The following is an 18,760-nucleotide window of genomic DNA, read 5'->3' as shown; positions in this document are numbered from 1 at the left end:
CTACGCCGGAGGCGGCGCGGCCGGCGGCAGGTGCCGGTACACCGTGGCGCGCGAGACGCCCAGGGCGGCGGCGATCTGCGGGGCGCTGCTCCCCGCGGCGTGCATGCGGCGGGCGGTTTCGACCATGGCCGTGCTCATGGTGGCGGGCCGTCCGCGACGGCTCCGGGCCGGCGGCGGGGGCCCGGCGGCCGGTTCCGCCGTACCGTCCAGCAGCCGGTGCACGCCGTCCAGCACGGCCGCGCGCAGGGCCCCGACCGGGGCGTCCGCGAACAGCACCACCGGGTCGGACAGCATCGCCACGGCCTGCGCGGCCCGTACCCGCTCCGCCAGATCCGGGTCGGCCCCGGCCACCAGGGCGTTGGCCCGCAGCATGGCGTCGCGGAAGCGGGCGAAGGCGGGCCCGGGAGTGGCCAGGGCCATGTCCTGGAGGTTCAGCCGGATCAGGTAGCGGTGCTCCAGCCAGACGTCGAGCATCCCCTCGACGGCCGCCCAGCGCGCCCGGCCGGGCCCGGCGGCCGCGGCGTTGGCCATCGCCGCCGCGAGGTCGACCAGCATCGGCTCCACGAGCGCGCCCAGGATGTCGGCCTTGCCGGGGAAGTGGTAGAGGACCGCGGCCTTGGTGACGCCGACCCGCTCCGCGATCTCCCGCAGCGAGGTCTCGTGGAAGCCGCGGACCCCGAACAGCTCCATGGAGGCCTCCAGGATCCGCTGCCGGGTCCGCCCCGCCTCATGCCCGGGCGTCCGGCAATCCGTCTCGCAAACAGTCTCGTAATCCGTCTCGTAATCCGTCTCGGAAGTCCCGCTCTCAGGCTCGGTCACGCGGAACACCCTATCTTCTTGCCTGACTTGCGGACAGGTGCCTACAGTCATCCCTGACCATCGGTAAGCAGGAGGGTGTCATGGCCGACAAGACCGTACTGATCTCCGGAGCCGGTGTCGCCGGCCCCGTGCTCGCCTACTCGCTGGCCCGGCACGGCTTCCGGCCGACCGTGGTGGAACTCGCGCCCGGCGTCCGCTCCAGCGGCAGCCCCGTGGACGTCCGGGGTCCGGCGCTGGAGGTCGCCGAGTGGATGGGCGTCGCGGAGCGCCTGCGCGAGGCGGGCACGGACGTCACGGACCTGTGGTTCGTCGACGCCCGGGGGCGGCGCACGGGCGGGCTCCCCCTGCGCGCGGTCCCCGGCGCGGGCCCGGGCGGCCGCGACATCGAGATCGGCAGGGGCGACCTCGCCGCAGTCCTCCACCAAGCGGCCGCGGACCACGCCGAGTTCCTCTTCGGTGACTCCATCGCCACCATCGGCCAGGACGAGCACGGAGTGGACGTCACCTTCCGCCACGCACCACCGCGCCGCTTCGGCCTCGTCATCGGGGCCGACGGCCAGCACTCCACCGTCCGCAGCCAGGTCTTCGGCCCCGAGAGCCGGTTCGTCACCCACGCCGGCCTCTACGTCGCCACCCTGCCCCTCGGCGTCCCCGCCCCCCAGCCCCATGCCGTCGTCGCCCACAACACCCCCGGCCGGATGGCCGCCGTACACCCCCGCCGCGGCGACTCCCTCGCGTTCTTCGCCTACCGGGCCACCGCCGTACCGGACTTCGACCACCGCGACGCCGACGCGCACAAGCGGCTGCTCCTGGACGCGTACGAGGGCGGCGGCTGGCGGATCCCCGAACTGCTGGACCGCGTACGGGCCACCGACGAGCTGTACTTCGACGCCGTCAGCAAGGTGCGCATGGACCGCTGGTCGCACGGCCGCACCGCACTGCTCGGGGACGCCGCGTCGTCGGTGTCCCTGTTCGGGGACGGCAGCACCCTGGCCATGGCGGGCGCGTACACCCTGGCCGCGGAACTGGCGGCGAGCCCCGGGGACCACGCGGCCGCCTTCCGGCGCTACGAGCAGCGCCACCGCACACGCGTGGAACCCAAGCAGCGGGGGGTGGAGCGGGCCGCGGCGATGCTGGTGCCGGCGACGCGCGCCGGGATCGCCGGGCGGGACCTGGCGAGCCGCGCGTGGTCGGCCGGAAAAAGAATTGGCGGCCGGGCGAAGGGGCTTGTTACGGTGGGGACGTTCCCGCCGAACGGTGGGGAACGGACCAGCACGTGATCGATCCGGAGGTGAGTTCATTGATGACTGTCGTCACGCAGGGCGCCGCCCGCACTCAGAAGGCCATCAATGTCACTTCCGTGGTCTCCGGCTGACCTCACACCTCTTCACGCACCGCCGCCGCTGAGCGGGCGCGTGCGCGCTGCCGGGGCCACCCTGTGAAGGGTTCCCCTTGTCTTTCTCTGCTTCCCTGCAGTCTTCTTCCTCTTCGTCCGCCTCGCACGCTCTCGCCCCCTTCGGCTGGGACGACGCCTGGGCGGCCGAATTCACCCCCTACGCCGAGCAGGGCCTCCTGCCCGGCCGGGTCGTACGGGTCGACCGCGGCCAGTGCGACGTCATGACCGCGGACGGCATCGTCCGCGCCGACACCGCCTTCGTCACCCCGCACGACCCGCTCCGGGTCATCTGCACCGGTGACTGGGCCGCCGTGGAGCCGGGCGGCAACCCGCGCTACGTGACGGCGTACCTGCCGCGCCGGACCGCGTTCGTACGGTCCACCTCCTCGAAGCGGTCCGAGGGGCAGATCCTCGCCGCCAACGTCGACCACGCGATCATCGCCGTATCGCTGGCCGTGGAACTCGACCTCGGGCGCATCGAGCGCTTCCTGGCGCTGGCCTGGGAGTCGGGGGCGCAGCCGCTGGTCGTCCTCACCAAGGCGGACCTGGTCCCCGATCCGGTGACCCTCGGACACCTGGTCCAGGACGTGGAATCCACCGCGCCCGGGGTGCAGGTGCTCACCGTCTCCTCCCTGACCGGGGAGGGCACGGACGTCCTGGCCGCGGTGGTCGGCAGCGGTACGAGCGTGCTCCTGGGCATCTCGGGCGCCGGGAAGTCCACGCTGGCCAACGCGCTGCTCGGCGAGGAGGTCATGGAGGTCCAGGCGGCCCGCGAGGTCGACGGCAAGGGCCGCCACACGACGACCACCCGCAACCTGCTCGCCCTGCCGGGCGGCGGCGTGCTGATCGACACCCCCGGACTGCGGGGCGTCGGCCTGTGGGACGCCGAGGCCGGGGTCGGCCAGGTCTTCTCGGAGATCGAGGAGTACGCGGAACGCTGCCGCTTCCAGGACTGCGCGCACGAGGCGGAGCCGGGGTGCGAGGTGCTGGCCGCGGTGGACGCGGGCGCGCTGTCGGAACGCCGGCTGGAGAGCTACCGCAAGCTGCTGCGGGAGAACCAGCGGATCGTGGCCAAGACGGACGCCCGCATGCGGGCGGAGCTGCGGCGCGACTGGCGCCTCAAGTCGGCGGAGGGCCGCCTGAACTACGCGGCGAAGCGGGGCGGCCGGGCCTGAGGCTGCCGGTTGGGGGCGTGGCCCTTTGCCGTGCGGCGCTCCGCTGCCGTGCGGCCGGGGGCCGTGCGCCGCGGGCCCTCTGGCGTGGGGCGTCGTTGCCGTGTGTGGCGGGGTGCCCCAGTTCTTCGAGCCTCGCCGGCGCGGGTCCGGGCGGAGCCCGGGGAACGGTGGAAGGGCGGGTAGGGGACGGCTCTGCGCAGCGGCCCACGCCCGGCTACCGCCCGCGCCGCACGGCAACCGGCCCGCGGCCAGGCCAGGGTCACAGACCCCACGTGTGGACCCGGTCCGGATGGATCCGGATGACTTCCGGGCTGAAGTGGGGCCCAAGCGCGTGCGGCCCCACTTCGAGCCCCGCCCGCCCCCGGATCTCGATGCCCCGCACCCGCCACGGACGGGTGCTCACCAGGTCGTCGACCACCAGCGCCAACCGCGGATTGCCCTGCAGGTTGCGCCACTTCTTCGACGCCCCCATCGCCATTCCGCCGACCAGGATCGTCCCGTCCTCCTGCGGGAAGAACCCCACCGGGTTCACCTGCGGCTGACCCGCCGCGTCCACCGTGGCCAGCCGGCCCAGGTGCTGGGAGCGGAGGTATGCCTGCTCCGCCTCGCTGAAACCGTCGAAGTCCCTCATGCCGAAAGCCTCGCAGGTGCCACGGCCCACCGCATCGGGCTGCGGCCCTAGGTCCGGGGGTCCGGTCCGGTCCGGTCCGGGGGTCCGGTCCGGTCCGGTCCGGGGTCCGGGGTCCGGTCCGGTCCGGTCCGGCTCAGGCCGGGATCCGGGCCGCCTTCTCGTCCGCGTCCGCCAGCCAGAAGTACACCGGCGGCAGCACCAGCTCGATGACCGTCAGCACCACCTGGAAGCCCTGCGGCCACCCGTGGACGGCGAGGGACATCAGCCGCCCCGCCGCGCCCAGCAGGAACACCCCGGCCAGCCAGCGGACCGCGTTCGCCGGGATGGGTGACTGGCGGCCCGCCCAGAGCCAGGCCAGGCCGTAGCCCGCGAAGGTCGCGCCCAGGAACCGGCCGAGGCTGTCGACCGTCGCGCCGGCCGAGGCCGCGCCCGGCACCGCCGCGTTCCCGAGGAACACGTGTCCGAGCCCGATCGCCACGCACGCGGCGCCCATCGTCAGCACGAGCCACTTGAGGGCCCTCGCCTTCGAACGTGCTGTTTCTGTCCTCGTCCTGGCCATGGTCCGACCGCCTCCCGCCCCAGACAAGTAGACCCATGTCTACTAGTACAGGACCAGTACGCGCCACTAGTAGACGCGTGTCAAGTAGGATCGGGCCCGTGCCTCCCCGCCAGCGCCTCAGTCCCGCCGAGCGCCGCGCCCGGCTCCTCGCCGTCGGCGCACAGCTCTTCGCCCAGCACCCCTACGAAGACGTGCTGATGGAGGACGTCGCCGAGCACGCCGGCGTCTCCCGGGCGCTGCTCTACCGTCACTTCGCCGGCAAGCAGGACCTCTTCGCCGCCGTCTTCCGGCAGGCGTCCGACCGGCTGCTGGAACAGGTCCCGCTCGACCGGCCCGGGGACCTGCTGGGCCAGCTCACCGAAGGGCTCGACGTCCACCTCGACTACTTCGTCGCCCACCGCAACACCGTCCTGGCCGCGAACCGCGTGCTCGCGGGCGACCCCGTGGTCCAGACGATCATCGACGGCGAGCTGGACGTCCTGCGGACCCGGCTCCTCGGCGTGCTCCCGCTCGCGGACGACTCCGTACGGGAGGCCGTGGCCGCGGTGCTGAAGAGCTGGCTGGTGTTCGTCCGGGTGCTCTGCCTCGACTGGCTGACCACCGAGACCTGTACGCGCACGGAACTGCGCGACACCTGCATCGGAGCCCTGCTCGGCGCCCTGCGCCCGTTCCTCGGAGAGGACCTCGCACACCGGCTGCCCTGAGCGCGCCGCCCTGCACGCGCCGCCCTGCACGCGCCGCCCTGCCCGCGCCCGCCCCGAGCGCGCCGCCTACTCCGCCAGTACCGCCCCCACCCACGCCCCCACCACCAGCAGGCACGCGAAGAGCTCGACCAGCACGCTCGTCCCCACCGCCCGCATCACCGCCCGCACCGAGGCCCACGCCTCGCCGTGCGTGCCGAGGCGGAGCCGTTCGCAGAGGTAGACGCCGCCCACGAAGCCCGGGACCGACCCGATCACGGGAACCAGTACGAAGCCCAGCAGCGCGCCCGCGCCCGCGAACACCGCCATCCGCCGGGTGACCCCCACCCCCCGGAGCCTGCGCGGCGGGAGCTGCCACTTCACCACCTGGACCACCAGCAGCAGGGCCGTCGCCGCGACCAGCAGGGCCCACGCCAGTGCCGAGCGCTCGTGCAGCGCCCACCACATCACCCCCGCCCACACGAGCAGGGTCCCGGGAACGCCGGGCACCATCACCCCGACCACCCCGAGCAGCAGCACCAGCCCCACCAGGAGCAGCTGAGGCAGATCCATGCTGCTCAGCCTGACCGACCAGGGGCTATCGGGCCACCCAGCCCCGCTCGTAGGCGTGCCAGCCGAGCTGCATCCGCGTCGTGACCCCCGCCAGTTCCATGAGGCCCTTCACCCGGCGCTGCACCGTCCGCAGGCCCAGCTCGAGGTGTTTCGCCACGCTCGCGTCCGTCAGGCCCGCCAGCAGCAGGGAGAGGATCTCCAGGTCCGTGGCGTCGGGGGAGCCGCCGCCCTCCTCGGCCGTGCCCGACGTGCCCAGCCGCAGCGGCAGGGACTCCCGCCAGACCGCCTCGAACAGGCCCATCAGGGATTCCAGCAGCCCCGACGCGTGGACGACGAGGGCCGCGGGCTCCGAACCGCGCGAGGTCAGCGGGACCATCGCCAGGGTCCGGTCCGCGATCACCAGCTTCGTCGGGACCTGCCCCGTCACCCGGACCCGCTCGCCCCGCGCCAGGGCCGTCGTCGCCTCCCGGATGCCCCTGGGCAGGGTCAGCACCTCCCGTTCGATGACCACCCGGTAGTCGACCCCGCGTACGGAGGCCCGTTCCTCGGCCTCGTTGTCGGTGCCCGTCACCACCTGGGGCCGCCCGCTGACCAGCGCGCACACCTCCTCGACCGCGCCCAGCTGGAGCTGGTGGAAGCGGTGCGCCACCGCGCTCGCGCCCTGCACCACCTCCACGAGGTCGTGCACGGCGGGCTCGGCCGCCTCCGCCCGGTACTCCTCCGCCAGCAGCGCCGCGGCCAGCTCCGCCTGCTCCAGCTCGTGCCGCTGCTGGGTGAGCAGCGCCCCGAGGGCGACCCCGGGCGGGGCGGCGACCCAGCGGCCCGGGCGGGCCGAGGACTGCGCGGCCAGGCCGTGGCGCTCCAGATGGCGCAGCGTCCGCTCCGTCTGGAGCACCGGCAGGGTCAGCCGGTGGGCGAGATCGGGGGCCTCGGCCGCGCCCATCGCCACCAGGGCGCGGTACGCCGACTCCTGGCCCTCGTCCAGGCCTATGGCACCCAGCAACCCGCCCACCCACCTCTCGAAACAGCGCCTGGCGGGAAGCGGCCACGGCGCAAACCCGCCGCGGACATCATCGCCGTACCCCCCGCCCCTCTGTAAAGGTCATGCCACCGCAGCACCAACATCCGCCGGGCCGAAGCCACTTGTGCGGCAGCTTTGCCGTGCAATGCAGCAGTTGGCCGGAATTCACCTGGGGAGAGCGATGCGCCCGATATCGCGTACGGCACTGGGAGCGGCCACCGCTGCCGTCCTGGCCGTCACCGCAGTCGGCCCGTCCACGGCTCAGCCGATGGACGGGGCGCCTGGAGCGGGGAAGAGACCGATCGTCGGCAGCGAGGCGGCCGGAAAGCAGCCCACGGCCCCCGTCGCCATCACCCTCGTCACGGGTGACCGGATCATGGTCTCCACCGACGCGGCGGGCCGCACCGCCGCCACCGCCATGCCGCGCGAGGACGGCTCGCAGCCGCTCGTGCAGACCCGGCAGTCGGGCAAGGACCTCTACGTCTACCCCGAGGGCGCGGTCGAGGCGCTCGCCGCGGGCAAGGTCGACCACGAGCTCTTCAACGTCACCGGCCTCGTCCGGCAGGGCTACGACGACGCGCACGCCAAGAAGCTCCCGCTCATCGCGGTCTACGACGGCTCCGTGAACGTGGCGCGCAGCGCCCCGCCGGCCCCGCGCGGCGCCGACCGGTCCCTCGTCCTCGGCTCCATCGGCGCCGTCGCGCTCGCCGCCGACAAGGGACAGGCCGCCGCCTTCTGGTCCGACGTCACGGCCGGCGCCACCGGGGACGGCCGTTCCCGCGCCGCGGCCGGCGGGCTGAAGAAGCTGTGGCTGGACGGCAAGGTCCAGGCGAACCTGGAGCGGTCGACGAAGCAGGTGAACGCCACGGCCGCCTGGGCCGCCGGACTCGACGGCAAGGGCACCAAGGTCGCCGTCCTCGACACCGGCACCGACCTGGAACACCCCGACCTGGCGGGCCGCGTCGCCGCCTCGAAGAACTTCACCGACTCCGACACCGACGCCGACCGGCAGGGCCACGGCACCCACACCATCTCCACCGTCGGCGGGTCCGGAGCCGCCAGCGGTGGCGCCAAGAAGGGGGTCGCCCCCGGTGCCGAACTGCTCAGCGGAAAGGTCCTCAACGACGCGGGCTACGGCCTCGACTCGTGGATCATCGCGGGCATGGAGTGGGCCGTCGAGTCCAAGGCGGACGTGGTCTCCATGAGCCTGGGCGACCCCTCCCAGACCGCCTGCGACGACCCGCTCGCGGCCGCCGCGGAGAAACTCTCCCAGCAGGGCCCGCTGTTCGTGATCGCCGCCGGCAACTCCGGACCCGGCAACAACACGGTCTCCTCGCCGGGTTGCGCCGCCGGTGTGCTGACCGTCGGCGCCGTCGACCGCGACGACACCACCGCCCCCTTCTCCAGCCGGGGCCCGGCCGGACTCCAGCACACCCTCAAGCCCGAGATCGCCGCCCCCGGCGTGGGGATCTCCGCCGCCAACATGGGCGGCCGGGGCGTGTACGCGTACCAGTCGATGTCCGGCACCTCGATGGCCACCCCGCACGTCGCGGGCGCCGCCGCCATCGTCAAGCAGCGCCACCCCGACTGGACCGGGCAGCAGATCAAGGCCGCCCTCGTCGGCTCGGCCGCCACGGGCGTCCCCGGCGACGTACGGGAGACCGGAGGCGGCCGCCTCGACGTCAAGGCCGCCGTCGACACCACCGTCACGAGCGCCCCCGCCGTCCAGGGCGGCTCCTACGACTGGCCGCAGGACCGCAGCGACCGCCGGACCGTCGAGGTCCCGTACACCAACCTCGGCAAGAGCCCCATCACGCTGGACCTCGCCGTCGAGAAGGTCACCGGCAACGACGGCTCCAGGGTCCGCAGCCAGATCGCCCGGCTCGGACAGCGCACCGTGACCGTCCCCGCCGGCGCCACCGTCAAGGTGCCCCTCGCGCTCGACCCGGCCGCGAAGCTGGAACGCTCCCAGTACGGGGACGTCACCGGCCGCGTCGTCGCCACGGCGAACGGCGTGCACGTCTCCACCCCCTTCTCCCTGTACGTGGAGCCCCAGACGGTGACCCTGCGGGTCAAGCTCGTCGACCGCTCCGGCAACCCGGCCGCCGGACCGTCCTCCCTGGACGTGATCGGCACCGACGACGCCACCGGTGAGCGCCGCTTCAACGACGGCTCCGCCGACCAGGTCTACCGGGTCCGCCCGGGCGCGTACTTCCTCTCCGCCTTCGTCGCCACCCCCGACGCGGGCGAGGGCGCCACGCTGGTCGACTCCCTCACCTACCTCGGCCGCCCCCAGGTCGAGGTGAAGAAGGACACGACCGTCGTGCTCGACGCCCGCAGGGCCGGCCGCCTGGACATCGAGGCCGACAAGCCGGTCGAGAGCCGGAACACCACGCTCGCCTTCGCCCGCAGCTGGGACGACGCCTGGCTGCACGCGGGCACGGCGGCCGGCGGCCGCACCATCCGCGGCTTCTACGCCTCGGTCGAAGGCCGCGCCACGGACGGCGACTTCGAGTTCGGCAGCTACTGGCGGGCGGCCGCGCCGCTGCTCACCGAGCTGAAGGCCGTCGGCGGTCCGGTGCTGCACCCGATCACCGCGACCACGGGCAGCGACAACCTCGACGGAACCGGCAGCGCACCGCTCGTCGACGCGGGCACCGGCACCCCCGAGGAACTCGCCGCGGCGGGCGCCAAGGACGCCGTCGTCCTGGTGAAGACCGTGGACGGGGCGCTGTACGGGGTGGCCCGGGACGCGAAGGCGGCCGGCGCCAAGGCCGTGCTCGCCTACCGCGAGGCGGCGGGCCGTTGGGTCGGCTCCACCGGCTTCACCGGTGTGCTGCCCACCCTGTCGATCGAGGCGGCCGAGGGCCGGGCGCTGCTCGCGCGGCTGAAGGCGGGCGCGGTCACGCTGGCCTGGAAGGGCACGGCCAGGAGCCCGTACGCCTACTCCCTCGCCTTCCCGGAGAAGGGGCAGGTCCAGGGCGGCCACACCTACCGGGTGCGCGACCGCGACCTCGGCCGGGTCGAGTCCTCCTACAACTCCATGGGCGTGGCGGGCGACTTCATCGACCTGTCGGGCGCGTACCGGCCGATCGGCACGGCGGTGTACTTCGGCTCGATCGAGACCGTGGCGACGCCGGGTACGCGGAGCGAGTACTACTCGGCCGGCGACACCGCCTGGGACCAGACGCTCTCCAGCAGCTTCCCGTGGGGCGAGTTCATGGTCGGCGAGCAGCGCACCTACAGCAAGGGCCAGCAGGTCAGGGCCAGTTGGTACGACGGGATCACCGGCCCGGTCGCCCCGCGCGACCGCTCGGGCAAGGAGGCCCTGGCCGCCGAGCGGCAGGGCAACCTGATCGGCTTCGCCCCCGCCATGTGGGGCGACAGCGGCCACGCCGCGCAGCCGGGCTCCTTCGGCGACATCGGCGGGCTCCAGCTCAAGCGGAACGGCGAGGTCATCGGGGACAGCTGGTACCCGTTCGGGGTGTTCGAGGTCCCTGCCGACGAGGGCCGCTACGAACTGACCCAGGCCATCGAGAAGATCGGCCCGCCGGCCCGGGTCTGGCAGCGGTCCACCGCGGTGACGACCACCTGGGCCTTCACCTCGAAGCCCGACCCCGCCGCCTACTCGCAGGGCCTGCCGATCCTCTTCCCGAGGTACGCGGCCCCGCTGGACGGGCTGAAGACGGTCCCGGCGGCGAACGGCCAGAGCATCGTGCTGAGCGCCACCGGACACGCGGGCTACGCGCCGGGTGCGCTGAAGGCGGCGAAGCTGTCGTACTCGTACGACGGTGAGAACTGGACGGAGGCGAAGGTGAGCGAGCGCGGCGGTGTGTGGACCGCGGTCGTGGACCACGCCGGGGCCTCCGGCAAGCAGGTTTCGCTGAAGGTCGAACTGTCCGACGCGAAGGGTGCCTCCGTGGCCCAGACGGTCGGACGGGCCTACGACGTCCGCTAGTTCGTACGGGTGAGGGGGGAGGGGTCCACCGGGCGGCGGGCCGGTGGACCCTTTTCGCGCATTCGGTGTTTTCCGCTCGCGCGGTAGGCCGAGAATGAGGGCATGAGTCAGCAGGGCGCGGGCGCGGACGACTGGTGGCAGAAGCTGTACGAGGACCCGGACGCGGTCCCGGACCCCGACCCCGGAGACACCCTGGACAACCGCTTCCACACGGCCTCCTCCCTCACCACACCCCCTACGTCCCCACCCCCTCCACCACCCCCGAGCCCCACCCCACCACCGCCCGCCGCGCCCCCCGGGGCCCCTGCGGCCGCGCCGACCCCTGCGGCCCCGCCGGCCGGTCCGGGTCTGCCGCCTGCTGCGAGCAGCCCGGCCCCGCCGCACCCCTCGGCAGCGCCGGTTCCCGGGCCCACCCCGGCCACGCCGAATGCCTGGGCCGGGCCGTCCGCTGTGGCCGGCTCCGCCTCTCCGGCTCCGCAGGCCCCGGCGGGTCCGCCTGCCCCGGGGACCTCGGGAGGCGCTTCCGCCCCGCCGCCCCGCGCGGAAAGCCCCGCCCCGCCGGGCCCCGGTCTGCCGGCCTACCCGTCCGCTCATGCCCCGGTCGCGCCGCAGCCGGCCCCGCCGTGGGGGGCCGCGCCCGCGCAGGCACCCCGCCCGGCCCCGGCGGAGCCGCAGGCCCTGCCGTGGGAAGCGGCCACGCCCGCCGCGGCGCGGCCCGAGCCCGAGCCCCGGCCGCTGCCGTGGGAGGCGGCGACGGCCTGGCCCCGGCCCGCGCCCCCGGCTCCGCCGGCGGAGGCCCCGGGCACGGGGCTGCCCGTTAGGCCCGTCGTGCCCGGGCCGCGCCCGGACCCCGAGCCGCTGGACGGGGCGGCCGGTCCCGCCCCGGTGCCACCCGTACAGCCGCCACCGCCACCACCGGCGCCCCCGCAGGATCCGCGGGCCGCCAGCGCCACCGGGTACGCGCTCGGGAACGTGGACGTGCCCGCCTGGACGGCGGAGGAGGACCGGACCGTGCAAGTGACGGTGGAGCCGGGGCACGACGAGCGGCCCGAGGTGCAGCACCTCGGGGACCGGGCGCCCACCTACGCCGCGGAGCCCGGCGCGCTGCCCGCCGCCGATCCGGCCGCGCTCGACGACCTGACCCCCGACACCGTCCTGGAGGGCGCCCGCTACGGCACGTACACCCTGCGCGCCGTCTCCCTGCGCGGGGACTCCGCCCGCTTCCGGGGCGAGGCCCGCCGGGACCACCTGCTCACCGCCCGCTTCGGCACCGGCGACGACGCCCTGGTCATGGTGGTCCTCGCCGGAGGCGACCGCGCCGTCCCCGGGGCCCCCGCAGCTGCCGCGGAGCTCTGCCGCACCGTCGCGGCCGCCGTCGGGCGGAGCCAGGAGCGGCTCGCCGAGGACATCCGGGCCGGCCGCCGCGACGCGCTCCGCTCCGGCCTCCAACGGCTCACCGACCGGGGCTACGGCCGCCTCCGCGTCCGCGCCGCCGAGCTCGGCCTCGCCGAGGAGGCGTACACCGCCGGGCTGCGCGCGCTGCTGCTCCCCGTGGACCCGCAGTGCCGGACCCGGGTGTGCTTCGGCTCCGGCGCGGGCGGGCTGTTCCGGCTCCGGTCGGGGGAGTGGCAGGACCTGGAGCCCGACGAGGGCGCGTGGGAGGGGGAGTTCCGGTTCCGGGCCTCGGTGGCCCGGCCGGGAGACACCCTGCTCGTCTGCTCCGGCGGCCTGGCCGCCCCCATGCGGGAGGAGGCCCTGCTCCCGGCCGAGCTGGCCACCCGCTGGACCGAGCCGGAACCCCCCGGCCTGGCGGCCTTCCTCGCGGACACCCAGCTCCGCCTCAAGGGCTACGCCGACGACCGGACGGCCGCCGCGATCTGGGAGGCGTAACAGGCGCGATCCCGCGGAACGTGCATGGACGGAAGGCGCACCCGGCAGAGGGCCCAACCGGAGAGGGGCGCCCCGGCGGCCTTCGCCGCGGGCGCCGAGGCCCGGATCACCGGCCGCCTCACCGCCTGCGCGGGCTCCTGCGGCCCGGGCAACCCGCACCTGATCAACGGGCTGCACGACGCGCACCGCTCGATGGCCCGCGCGGAAGCGCCCCGCGGCGCGTGGCCGCGGGGCGTCCGATGGTGTCAGTCGACCATCTTCCCGTCGCCCGTGCCGCCCTTGCAGGTGTTGGTGGACCAGTCGACCGTCCCGCCGCCCTGCTCGCACTCACCCGGGGTGAGGCTTTCGGCGACGGTGGCGGACGGGGTGGCTGCGGTCGCGGTGGCGGCACCTGTGAGGCCGAGTCCGGCGAAGGCTGCCGTGGCGATGACGGCGGCGAGAATTCGTCGAATACGCATGTGGTTTCCCTTCACGGATTGCCTCGGATGGGGCACTACTCAGCTTGATCTTCACCCATGTGGGTGGCGCGTTCGATTACTCCATTCGGGTGAGGCCCGTCGAGAGCGGGCCACCGGCGACGCAGGGAGGGGCACCGGCGGCGCAACCCCGCCGGAGAGGCCCTGAGGGGCGTGCCCGTATTCACCTGCGCAGGCATCGCCGGTACGACAATCCGTACGACGTCGGCATGAGCGGGCTGCTCGGCTACGGCGCGGCCTACGAGGCCACCCACGCGTGCGACCGGCTGATCCCGCCCGGCACGGACCTCCCGTGCAACGAATTCCTCCCCGGCGAAGTGGAGACCGTCCAGGAGGGCGTGGCCGAGGCCCCTGCGCGCACGGGGTGAAACGCATGCCGAACGTGGCCTCCGTCCTGGCCGAACCGGCCGACGAGGAAGCCGTGTCGGCCGTCGACACCGGCATGGGCAACGTGTGGGCGGCGCGCTATCTTTCCCCGGACGGAAGGCGCCGCATCATCGGCTCCTTCGGCCACGGCTCCATGGTGAACGCGCTGCCGCAGGCCGTCGGGGCACAGTTCACGACCGCTCCCGTCAAGTGGTGTCGATGTCGGGTGACGGTGGATTCTCCATGCTGATGGGAGATTTCCTCACCCTCGTGCAGTACGACCTGCCCGTCAAAGTGGTCCCCTTCAACAATCCGTCGCTCGGAATGGTCGAGTTGGAGGTGCTTGTTTCCGGCCGCCCCTCGTACGGAACTACGAACAGAAATCCCGACTTCGCGGCCATCGCCCGCGCGGCGGGGGGCGTACGGGGTCCGCGTGGAGAAGCCCAAGCAGCTCACAGGGGCTTTGAGGGATGCATTCCGGCACCCGGGACCGGCCCTGGCGGACGTGGTCACCGACCCCGACGCGCCGTCCGTTCCGCCCAGGATCAGCGCCGAGACGGTGACCGGATTTGCACTTTCCGCCAGCAAGATCGTGCTCGACGGAGGGGTCGGCAGGTGATCCGGATGGCTCGATCCCACCTCCGCAACGCGCCCTGCCCGTAAGCCCGCAGGAGTGCGGATCGGCCCGGGGGGCATGCATCCCGTAGACCTGTTCGACAAGCTGCTCTGTTTGCAACACACGACGAGGGAGGGACATCGCCGTGCGGGTGGGGGCGAAGACCGGGAAGCAGTGGCGCAGAGGCAGGCCGGTGCCGCGCGAGCCGTCCGGTCCGGACGGGGCGGGCGCGGTGGACGTGCAGGGGATCAGCCGGAGCGTGCGCCGGGCCGATCTGAAGGCGGTGGGCGAGATCCGGCGGGCGCTGCGGGAGCTGATGCGCCACCGGTGCGCGGCCGATGCCACCGAAGTGGCCGAGCTGCTCATCACCGAGCTCGTCACCAATGCCCTCGTCCACACCGACCAGGGGGCCGAGGTGTCCGCGAGCCTCGCCGCCGGCCGGTTACGGGTGGAGGTCCGGGATTACGCCGGCCGCCGGCCCCGGCCGTACGTACCGACCGCCGACGACGGTACGCACGGCCGGGGACTGGTCCTGGTGCAGTCGCTCGCCGACGACTGGGGCGTGGACGCCGCGGAGCTCGGAGGCGGCAAGGTGGTGTGGTTCGAGCTGGAGCGGGGGTACGACTCGGGGCCCGCCTGAACGGCGGGCCCCACGGGACCGGAACGACTGCACGAGAAGGCGGGCCGGTCAGCCGAACTGCTGCTCCAGATCCTTCAGTTTGCGCTCCAGGGAGTCGAGCCGGGGGATGGTCTGGGTGTCGTCCTCGGCGGTGAGATCCACCGTCCGGGGGCCGGTCACCTCAGCGGACCCGGTCCGGTTGACGGCCTGCAGGGAGGGCCGGCGTCGCAGTGGCAGCTGTCCTGGTTCCGATATGGCCGGCTCCGCGCCGACCGGCGCGGAGCCAGCTCCCTGCGTGAGCTCCGGGAGCTCGACCTGGCGGCCGCGAGACCGCCCGAACGCCCGGTTCTGCCGGCCCAGCGCCTTGATGCGCGCCCGGTCCAGCCGGTTCTGATCGCGCCTGCGGTGGCGGTCCTGCTCCCGCTCGCGCTTGTCCTCGCGCACCTCGTCCACGGCCTCGTCGAGGGTCCGCACCCCCTCCAGCAGCATGAGCGACCAGGCGCCGAAGGTCTCGCGGGGCGCCCGCAGCCAGCGGACCATCCGGATCTGCGGCAACGGACGCGGGATCAGGCCCTGTTCGCGCAGCGCCGCACGGCGGGTCTGCTTGAGGGCCCGGTCGAAGAGCACGGCCGCCGAGAGGGACATTCCGGCGAAGAACTGCGGAGCCCCGTCGTGGCCCATGCCGCGCGGGGCGTGCACCCAGTTGAACCAGGCGGCCGCGCCGGCGAACAGCCAGACCAGCATGCGCGAGCCGAGGGCCGCGTCACCGTGGCTGGCTTCGCGGACGGCGAGCACCGAGCAGAACATGGCGGCGCCGTCGAGGCCGAAGGGGACCAGGTACTCCCAGCCGCCGGAGAGGTTGAGGTTCTGGCGGCCGAAGCCGACCAGCCCGTGGAAGGACAGTGCGGCGGCGACCGCCGCGCAGCAGAAGAGCAGGACGTAGGAGGCGGTCCCGTAGACGGCCTCCTTGCGGCGCCGCCGTTCCTCGCTGCGCTCCCAGCTGTCGTCGGCCGCGGCCTTCTCGCTTTCCCGCCTGCCCCGGGCCAGTACCGCAACTGCCGCAAGTACGCCCAGGATCAACAGGCTGCCGGGCAGCAGCCAGTCCAGCGATATGTCGGTCAGTCTCATGCGGATGTCCTTGCCTCGCGTCTGCGGCCGTGCGGCTTTCCGGGCGCCATAGTGGCGCAGCCGGTCCGTGGTGCACGCGGGTTTCGGGGCAAGTGGACGCCATCGGGGGGCGGGGCCCGCCGGATAGGGTGTTGTGGCTCGAACTGGCGCTCGTATGAACTGAGTTGAGTTCGATTACGGTCAGTCCTGAGGGTGGGTTCAGGCGGCGGTCGCGGTGAGCCGGGAGACCCGGTCGGCGTCACAGGTGCGCGGGCAGGTGACACAGGTGTCGTCCGGGCGGATGGTGTAGAAGAAACAGCACCCGGCCCGGTCCCGGGTGGGCAGCTCCTCGCCGGCCGGCCCGGCGAGCGTGCGGAAGCCCGCGGCCCCCGGGAACGGGGCGGTGCCGCCGGGCAGGAGTGCCTCCAGCTCGGCCATGGCGCGCTGCTCCTCGCCGGGCCCGAGCAGGCTCGCGACGTACCAGAGGCTCTCGACGACCTCGTCGGTGACCAGACCCCAGAGGGCTCGCCGGCCGCGCCGCATGCGCGGGCCGAAACCTTCCAGCAGCGGGCCCAGGTGCTCGGCCACCGCGGCCCGCACCTCGGCGCGCAGCTCCTCCTCGCCGGGCACGACCCGTGCCCCGGGGAGGGCGGCCGCCGGGTCGCCCGGGAGGCAGGAGAAGGTCCCGGTGCGTACGGCCATCCGGCCGTCGGTGCGGTGGAACGCCACCCGTTCGGCGGGGAGCCGCGGGACGCGCCGGTGCAGGAACCACGGCAGGGTGATCAGGAGGCAGGCCGGCCATGCGTACCGGTGCAGCCCGAAGCCCGCCACCACGTCGGGGCGGGCCCGGGTGCCGTAGTCGCGGGCGATCTGGGCCGCGTCCCACGCGAGGAAGGCGTCCAGGGCGGGCCCGCCCGCCGCCAGCTCGTCCGCGCCGACCCACCCCGCACCGCGGGGGGCCGGTTCGGGCGGGGACAGCTCGGTGACGCGGAGTCCGGCGTAGGCCTCGGTCAGCCGGGCGTACGCATCCGCCACCGGGGAGCCGGCCAGGGTCATGACGGTCATGGGGACCACCGAATCGCACGATCGTTAACAGGTAAGCCTTACCTTATCTACCCTCGGTGTCCGTATCACCTCGTGGGACGTCGCATATTCTCGGGGCGAGGCCGAGACCAGTGAGGAGGGCCGCCGTATGCAGCCGATGCCGTCGAATCCGTCGCATCCGTCGGTCCAGTCGATTCCGGAGCAGAAGACCGCCGGGAAGGTACTGCGCCATTCGGTGCGCGGGCAGGTCCTCGATGCCCTGCGCGCGGCGCTGCTCGAAGGGGAGCTGGCCCCGGGGGAGATCCACTCGGGCCCGGCCCTCGGGGAGCGCTTCGGGGTCTCGGCGACCCCGGTGCGCGAGGCGATGCAGCAGCTGGCCCTGGAAGGGGCGGTGGAGTGCCTCCCGAACCGGGGCTTCCGGGTCCTGTCGCGGACCCCGCGCGATCTGGCCGAGCTGGCGGAGGTACGGGGGCTGCTGGAGGTCCCGGTCATGCTGCGGCTCGCCCGGTCGTTGCCCGCCGAGGAGTGGGAGGCCCTGCGCCCGGCCGCGGCCGCCACGGCGGAGGCGGCGGCCGAGGGTGACCTGCCGGCCTACGCGGAGGCGGACCGCGCCTTCCACCGGGAGGTGCTCTCCCTGGCGGGCAACACCCGGCTGGTCGCGGTGGCCGAAGAACTCCACCGTCGCGCCCAGTGGCCCCTGCCGGGAGCCCCCCGCGTCCGCCGCGCCGAACTCGTCGCCGACGCGGCCGAGCACTGGGCGCTCCTGGAGGTCCTGATCGCCGGCGACCTCCCGGCGGTGGAATCCCTGGTCCGCCGCCACTTCGCAGGCGCGGGCCGCTGACGAAGCCCGGCTCCGCCGGGACCCGGGGCCCCGCCCCGGACCCCGCGCCTACGCCGGCAAGATCCAGCCCCGCCGGCGTTTGAGGCGCGGGGGTCCGGGGGCAGGGCCCCCGGCAGCGGCGCCGCACCCGACGGCACGGGGAGCCGCCCCGCAGGGGACCCCGCACCCGATGCCGCGCGAGCTACCCCGCAGGGGACGGTGTCGGCTGGAGCTGGTCCGCCAGCCACGTCGGGATGCCGCCCAGCAGGTGGAACAGCCGCCGCGCCTCCGCACGCAGCCGTGCGGCCTCCGGCTCCGGCTCGGCCTCTGCCAGGGCGGCCAGCGCCGGGGCCGTGCCGACCAGGAAGCCCAGCTCCTCCCGGATGCGGAGGGACTCCGCGAAGCCCTTGCGGGCCTCCGCGACCTCCCCGTCCCGCAGGGCCAGCGCCGCGAGATGGCGCCAGGTGAAGGACAGCAGCAGTACGTCCCCGTGCGCCTCGGCCCCCGCGTGGGCCCGCCGGTACGCCGGCCGGGCCGACTGCGGGGCGTCCGCCAGGTGCTCGGCGACCAGCCCCCGGCGGAAGTCCAGCAGCGGGCGGGTCCGGGACCCCGGGGACAGCAGCGCCGCCGCCCGGCCCAGCGCGGAGCGGGCCTCGTCGGCCCGGTCGCGTACGCCCAGCACGGTCGCCGCGTAGGCCAGCTGGCCCCGCTCGCAGGCCGCCGCGCCGCGGTCGTCGTCGTCCTGCGAGACCGCCTCGGCGACCCGCAGCGCATCCTCGGCCTCGGCCCAGCCCTGCCCCGTGAACAGGCACCGCTCGACCAGCAGCGCGGTCCGCTGCACGGCCGCCCCCGCGTTCGCGGCCTCGCCTGCGTGCGGCGTCAGCAGAGCCGCCGCGTCGGTCCAACAGCCGCGCGAACGCAGTCGCCATATCGCCCGCTGGAGGGGGTCTTCTCCCCCCGTAGATCCGGCACCGGACATGGCGGTATCCGCCACATTGCCCTCCCCAAAG

15 protein-coding genes and 1 pseudogene are annotated in these 18,760 nt (G+C 74.2%); 8 read left to right on the top strand and 8 right to left on the bottom strand.

What is annotated here, in order from left to right:
• Positions 1–870 carry a TetR family transcriptional regulator gene (locus tag ACIGFK_RS33760; protein WP_400054865.1) on the bottom strand — a complete coding sequence of 290 codons (870 nt, stop codon included), beginning with the start codon at positions 868–870 and terminating at the stop codon, positions 1–3.
• Positions 871–899: 29 nt separating this feature from the next.
• Here ACIGFK_RS33760 and ACIGFK_RS33755 point away from each other — a divergent pair, with 29 nt between their 5' ends.
• Together ACIGFK_RS33755 and rsgA are read left to right on the top strand one after the other, a co-directional pair.
• Complete coding sequence (locus tag ACIGFK_RS33755) at positions 900–2,099, top strand: FAD-dependent monooxygenase (RefSeq protein ID WP_400054863.1); 1,200 nt, start codon at positions 900–902, stop codon at positions 2,097–2,099.
• 190 nt (positions 2,100–2,289) lie between these two features.
• Positions 2,290–3,390 (top strand): ribosome small subunit-dependent GTPase A, encoded by a 1,101-nt coding sequence (rsgA, locus tag ACIGFK_RS33750; RefSeq protein WP_376658826.1) that lies wholly within the window; start codon positions 2,290–2,292, stop codon positions 3,388–3,390.
• Positions 3,391–3,649: 259 nt separating this feature from the next.
• Here rsgA and ACIGFK_RS33745 read toward each other — a convergent pair whose 3' ends face one another.
• Complete coding sequence (locus ACIGFK_RS33745) at positions 3,650–4,021, bottom strand: PPOX class F420-dependent oxidoreductase (protein WP_376658805.1); 372 nt, start codon at positions 4,019–4,021, stop codon at positions 3,650–3,652.
• Between the two features lie 133 nt (positions 4,022–4,154).
• Entirely contained in the window at positions 4,155–4,580 is a 426-nt protein-coding gene (locus ACIGFK_RS33740; protein ID WP_400054861.1) for a DUF4345 domain-containing protein, read from the bottom strand.
• Between the two features lie 98 nt (positions 4,581–4,678).
• Here ACIGFK_RS33740 and ACIGFK_RS33735 point away from each other — a divergent pair, with 98 nt between their 5' ends.
• Positions 4,679–5,284, top strand: coding sequence for a TetR/AcrR family transcriptional regulator (locus ACIGFK_RS33735; RefSeq protein ID WP_376658803.1), 606 nt, complete (start codon positions 4,679–4,681; stop codon positions 5,282–5,284).
• Positions 5,285–5,350: 66 nt separating this feature from the next.
• Here the strand turns inward: ACIGFK_RS33735 and ACIGFK_RS33730 are convergent, their stop codons facing one another.
• Entirely contained in the window at positions 5,351–5,833 is a 483-nt protein-coding gene (locus ACIGFK_RS33730; RefSeq protein ID WP_376658802.1) for a DUF456 domain-containing protein, read from the bottom strand.
• A 25-nt stretch (positions 5,834–5,858) separates the two neighbouring features.
• Positions 5,859–6,836, bottom strand: a complete 978-nt coding sequence (locus tag ACIGFK_RS33725) for a helix-turn-helix domain-containing protein (protein WP_376658801.1) — start codon at positions 6,834–6,836, stop codon at positions 5,859–5,861.
• Between the two features lie 199 nt (positions 6,837–7,035).
• Between ACIGFK_RS33725 and ACIGFK_RS33720 the strand changes: the two genes are divergently transcribed.
• The 4 genes and pseudogenes from ACIGFK_RS33720 (at position 7,036) to ACIGFK_RS33705 (ending at position 14,800) form a co-directional block, all read left to right on the top strand.
• Positions 7,036–10,812: a S8 family peptidase gene (locus tag ACIGFK_RS33720; protein ID WP_400054859.1), complete on the top strand. Its 3,777-nt coding sequence runs from the start codon at positions 7,036–7,038 to the stop codon at positions 10,810–10,812.
• A 102-nt stretch (positions 10,813–10,914) separates the two neighbouring features.
• Positions 10,915–12,702 (top strand): protein phosphatase 2C domain-containing protein, encoded by a 1,788-nt coding sequence (locus ACIGFK_RS33715; protein WP_400054857.1) that lies wholly within the window; start codon positions 10,915–10,917, stop codon positions 12,700–12,702.
• A gap of 75 nt (positions 12,703–12,777) precedes the next feature.
• Positions 12,778–14,207, top strand: a pseudogene (locus tag ACIGFK_RS33710) (thiamine pyrophosphate-dependent enzyme); the annotation flags it as partial.
• Positions 14,208–14,353: 146 nt separating this feature from the next.
• A complete protein-coding gene (locus ACIGFK_RS33705) occupies positions 14,354–14,800 on the top strand; it encodes an ATP-binding protein (protein ID WP_400054855.1) in 447 nt (148 codons plus the stop codon).
• A 48-nt stretch (positions 14,801–14,848) separates the two neighbouring features.
• Here ACIGFK_RS33705 and ACIGFK_RS33700 read toward each other — a convergent pair whose 3' ends face one another.
• Together ACIGFK_RS33700 and ACIGFK_RS33695 are read right to left on the bottom strand one after the other, a co-directional pair.
• Complete coding sequence (locus ACIGFK_RS33700) at positions 14,849–15,907, bottom strand: DUF2637 domain-containing protein (RefSeq protein ID WP_386467179.1); 1,059 nt, start codon at positions 15,905–15,907, stop codon at positions 14,849–14,851.
• Between the two features lie 198 nt (positions 15,908–16,105).
• Positions 16,106–16,951 carry a (2Fe-2S)-binding protein gene (locus ACIGFK_RS33695; RefSeq protein ID WP_376658115.1) on the bottom strand — a complete coding sequence of 282 codons (846 nt, stop codon included), beginning with the start codon at positions 16,949–16,951 and terminating at the stop codon, positions 16,106–16,108.
• A gap of 136 nt (positions 16,952–17,087) precedes the next feature.
• Here ACIGFK_RS33695 and ACIGFK_RS33690 point away from each other — a divergent pair, with 136 nt between their 5' ends.
• Complete coding sequence (locus ACIGFK_RS33690) at positions 17,088–17,771, top strand: GntR family transcriptional regulator (RefSeq protein WP_376658135.1); 684 nt, start codon at positions 17,088–17,090, stop codon at positions 17,769–17,771.
• A gap of 181 nt (positions 17,772–17,952) precedes the next feature.
• Here ACIGFK_RS33690 and ACIGFK_RS33685 read toward each other — a convergent pair whose 3' ends face one another.
• Positions 17,953–18,744: a hypothetical protein gene (locus tag ACIGFK_RS33685; RefSeq protein ID WP_376658116.1), complete on the bottom strand. Its 792-nt coding sequence runs from the start codon at positions 18,742–18,744 to the stop codon at positions 17,953–17,955.
• Positions 18,745–18,760: the final 16 nt, after the last annotated feature.

This window comes from Streptomyces sp. NPDC085524 (genome assembly GCF_044541755.1).
Lineage (GTDB): Bacteria > Actinomycetota > Actinomycetes > Streptomycetales > Streptomycetaceae > Streptomyces.
The sequence above is the reverse complement of the archived record's forward strand: the minus strand, read 5'-3'. Positions and strand labels throughout refer to the sequence as shown.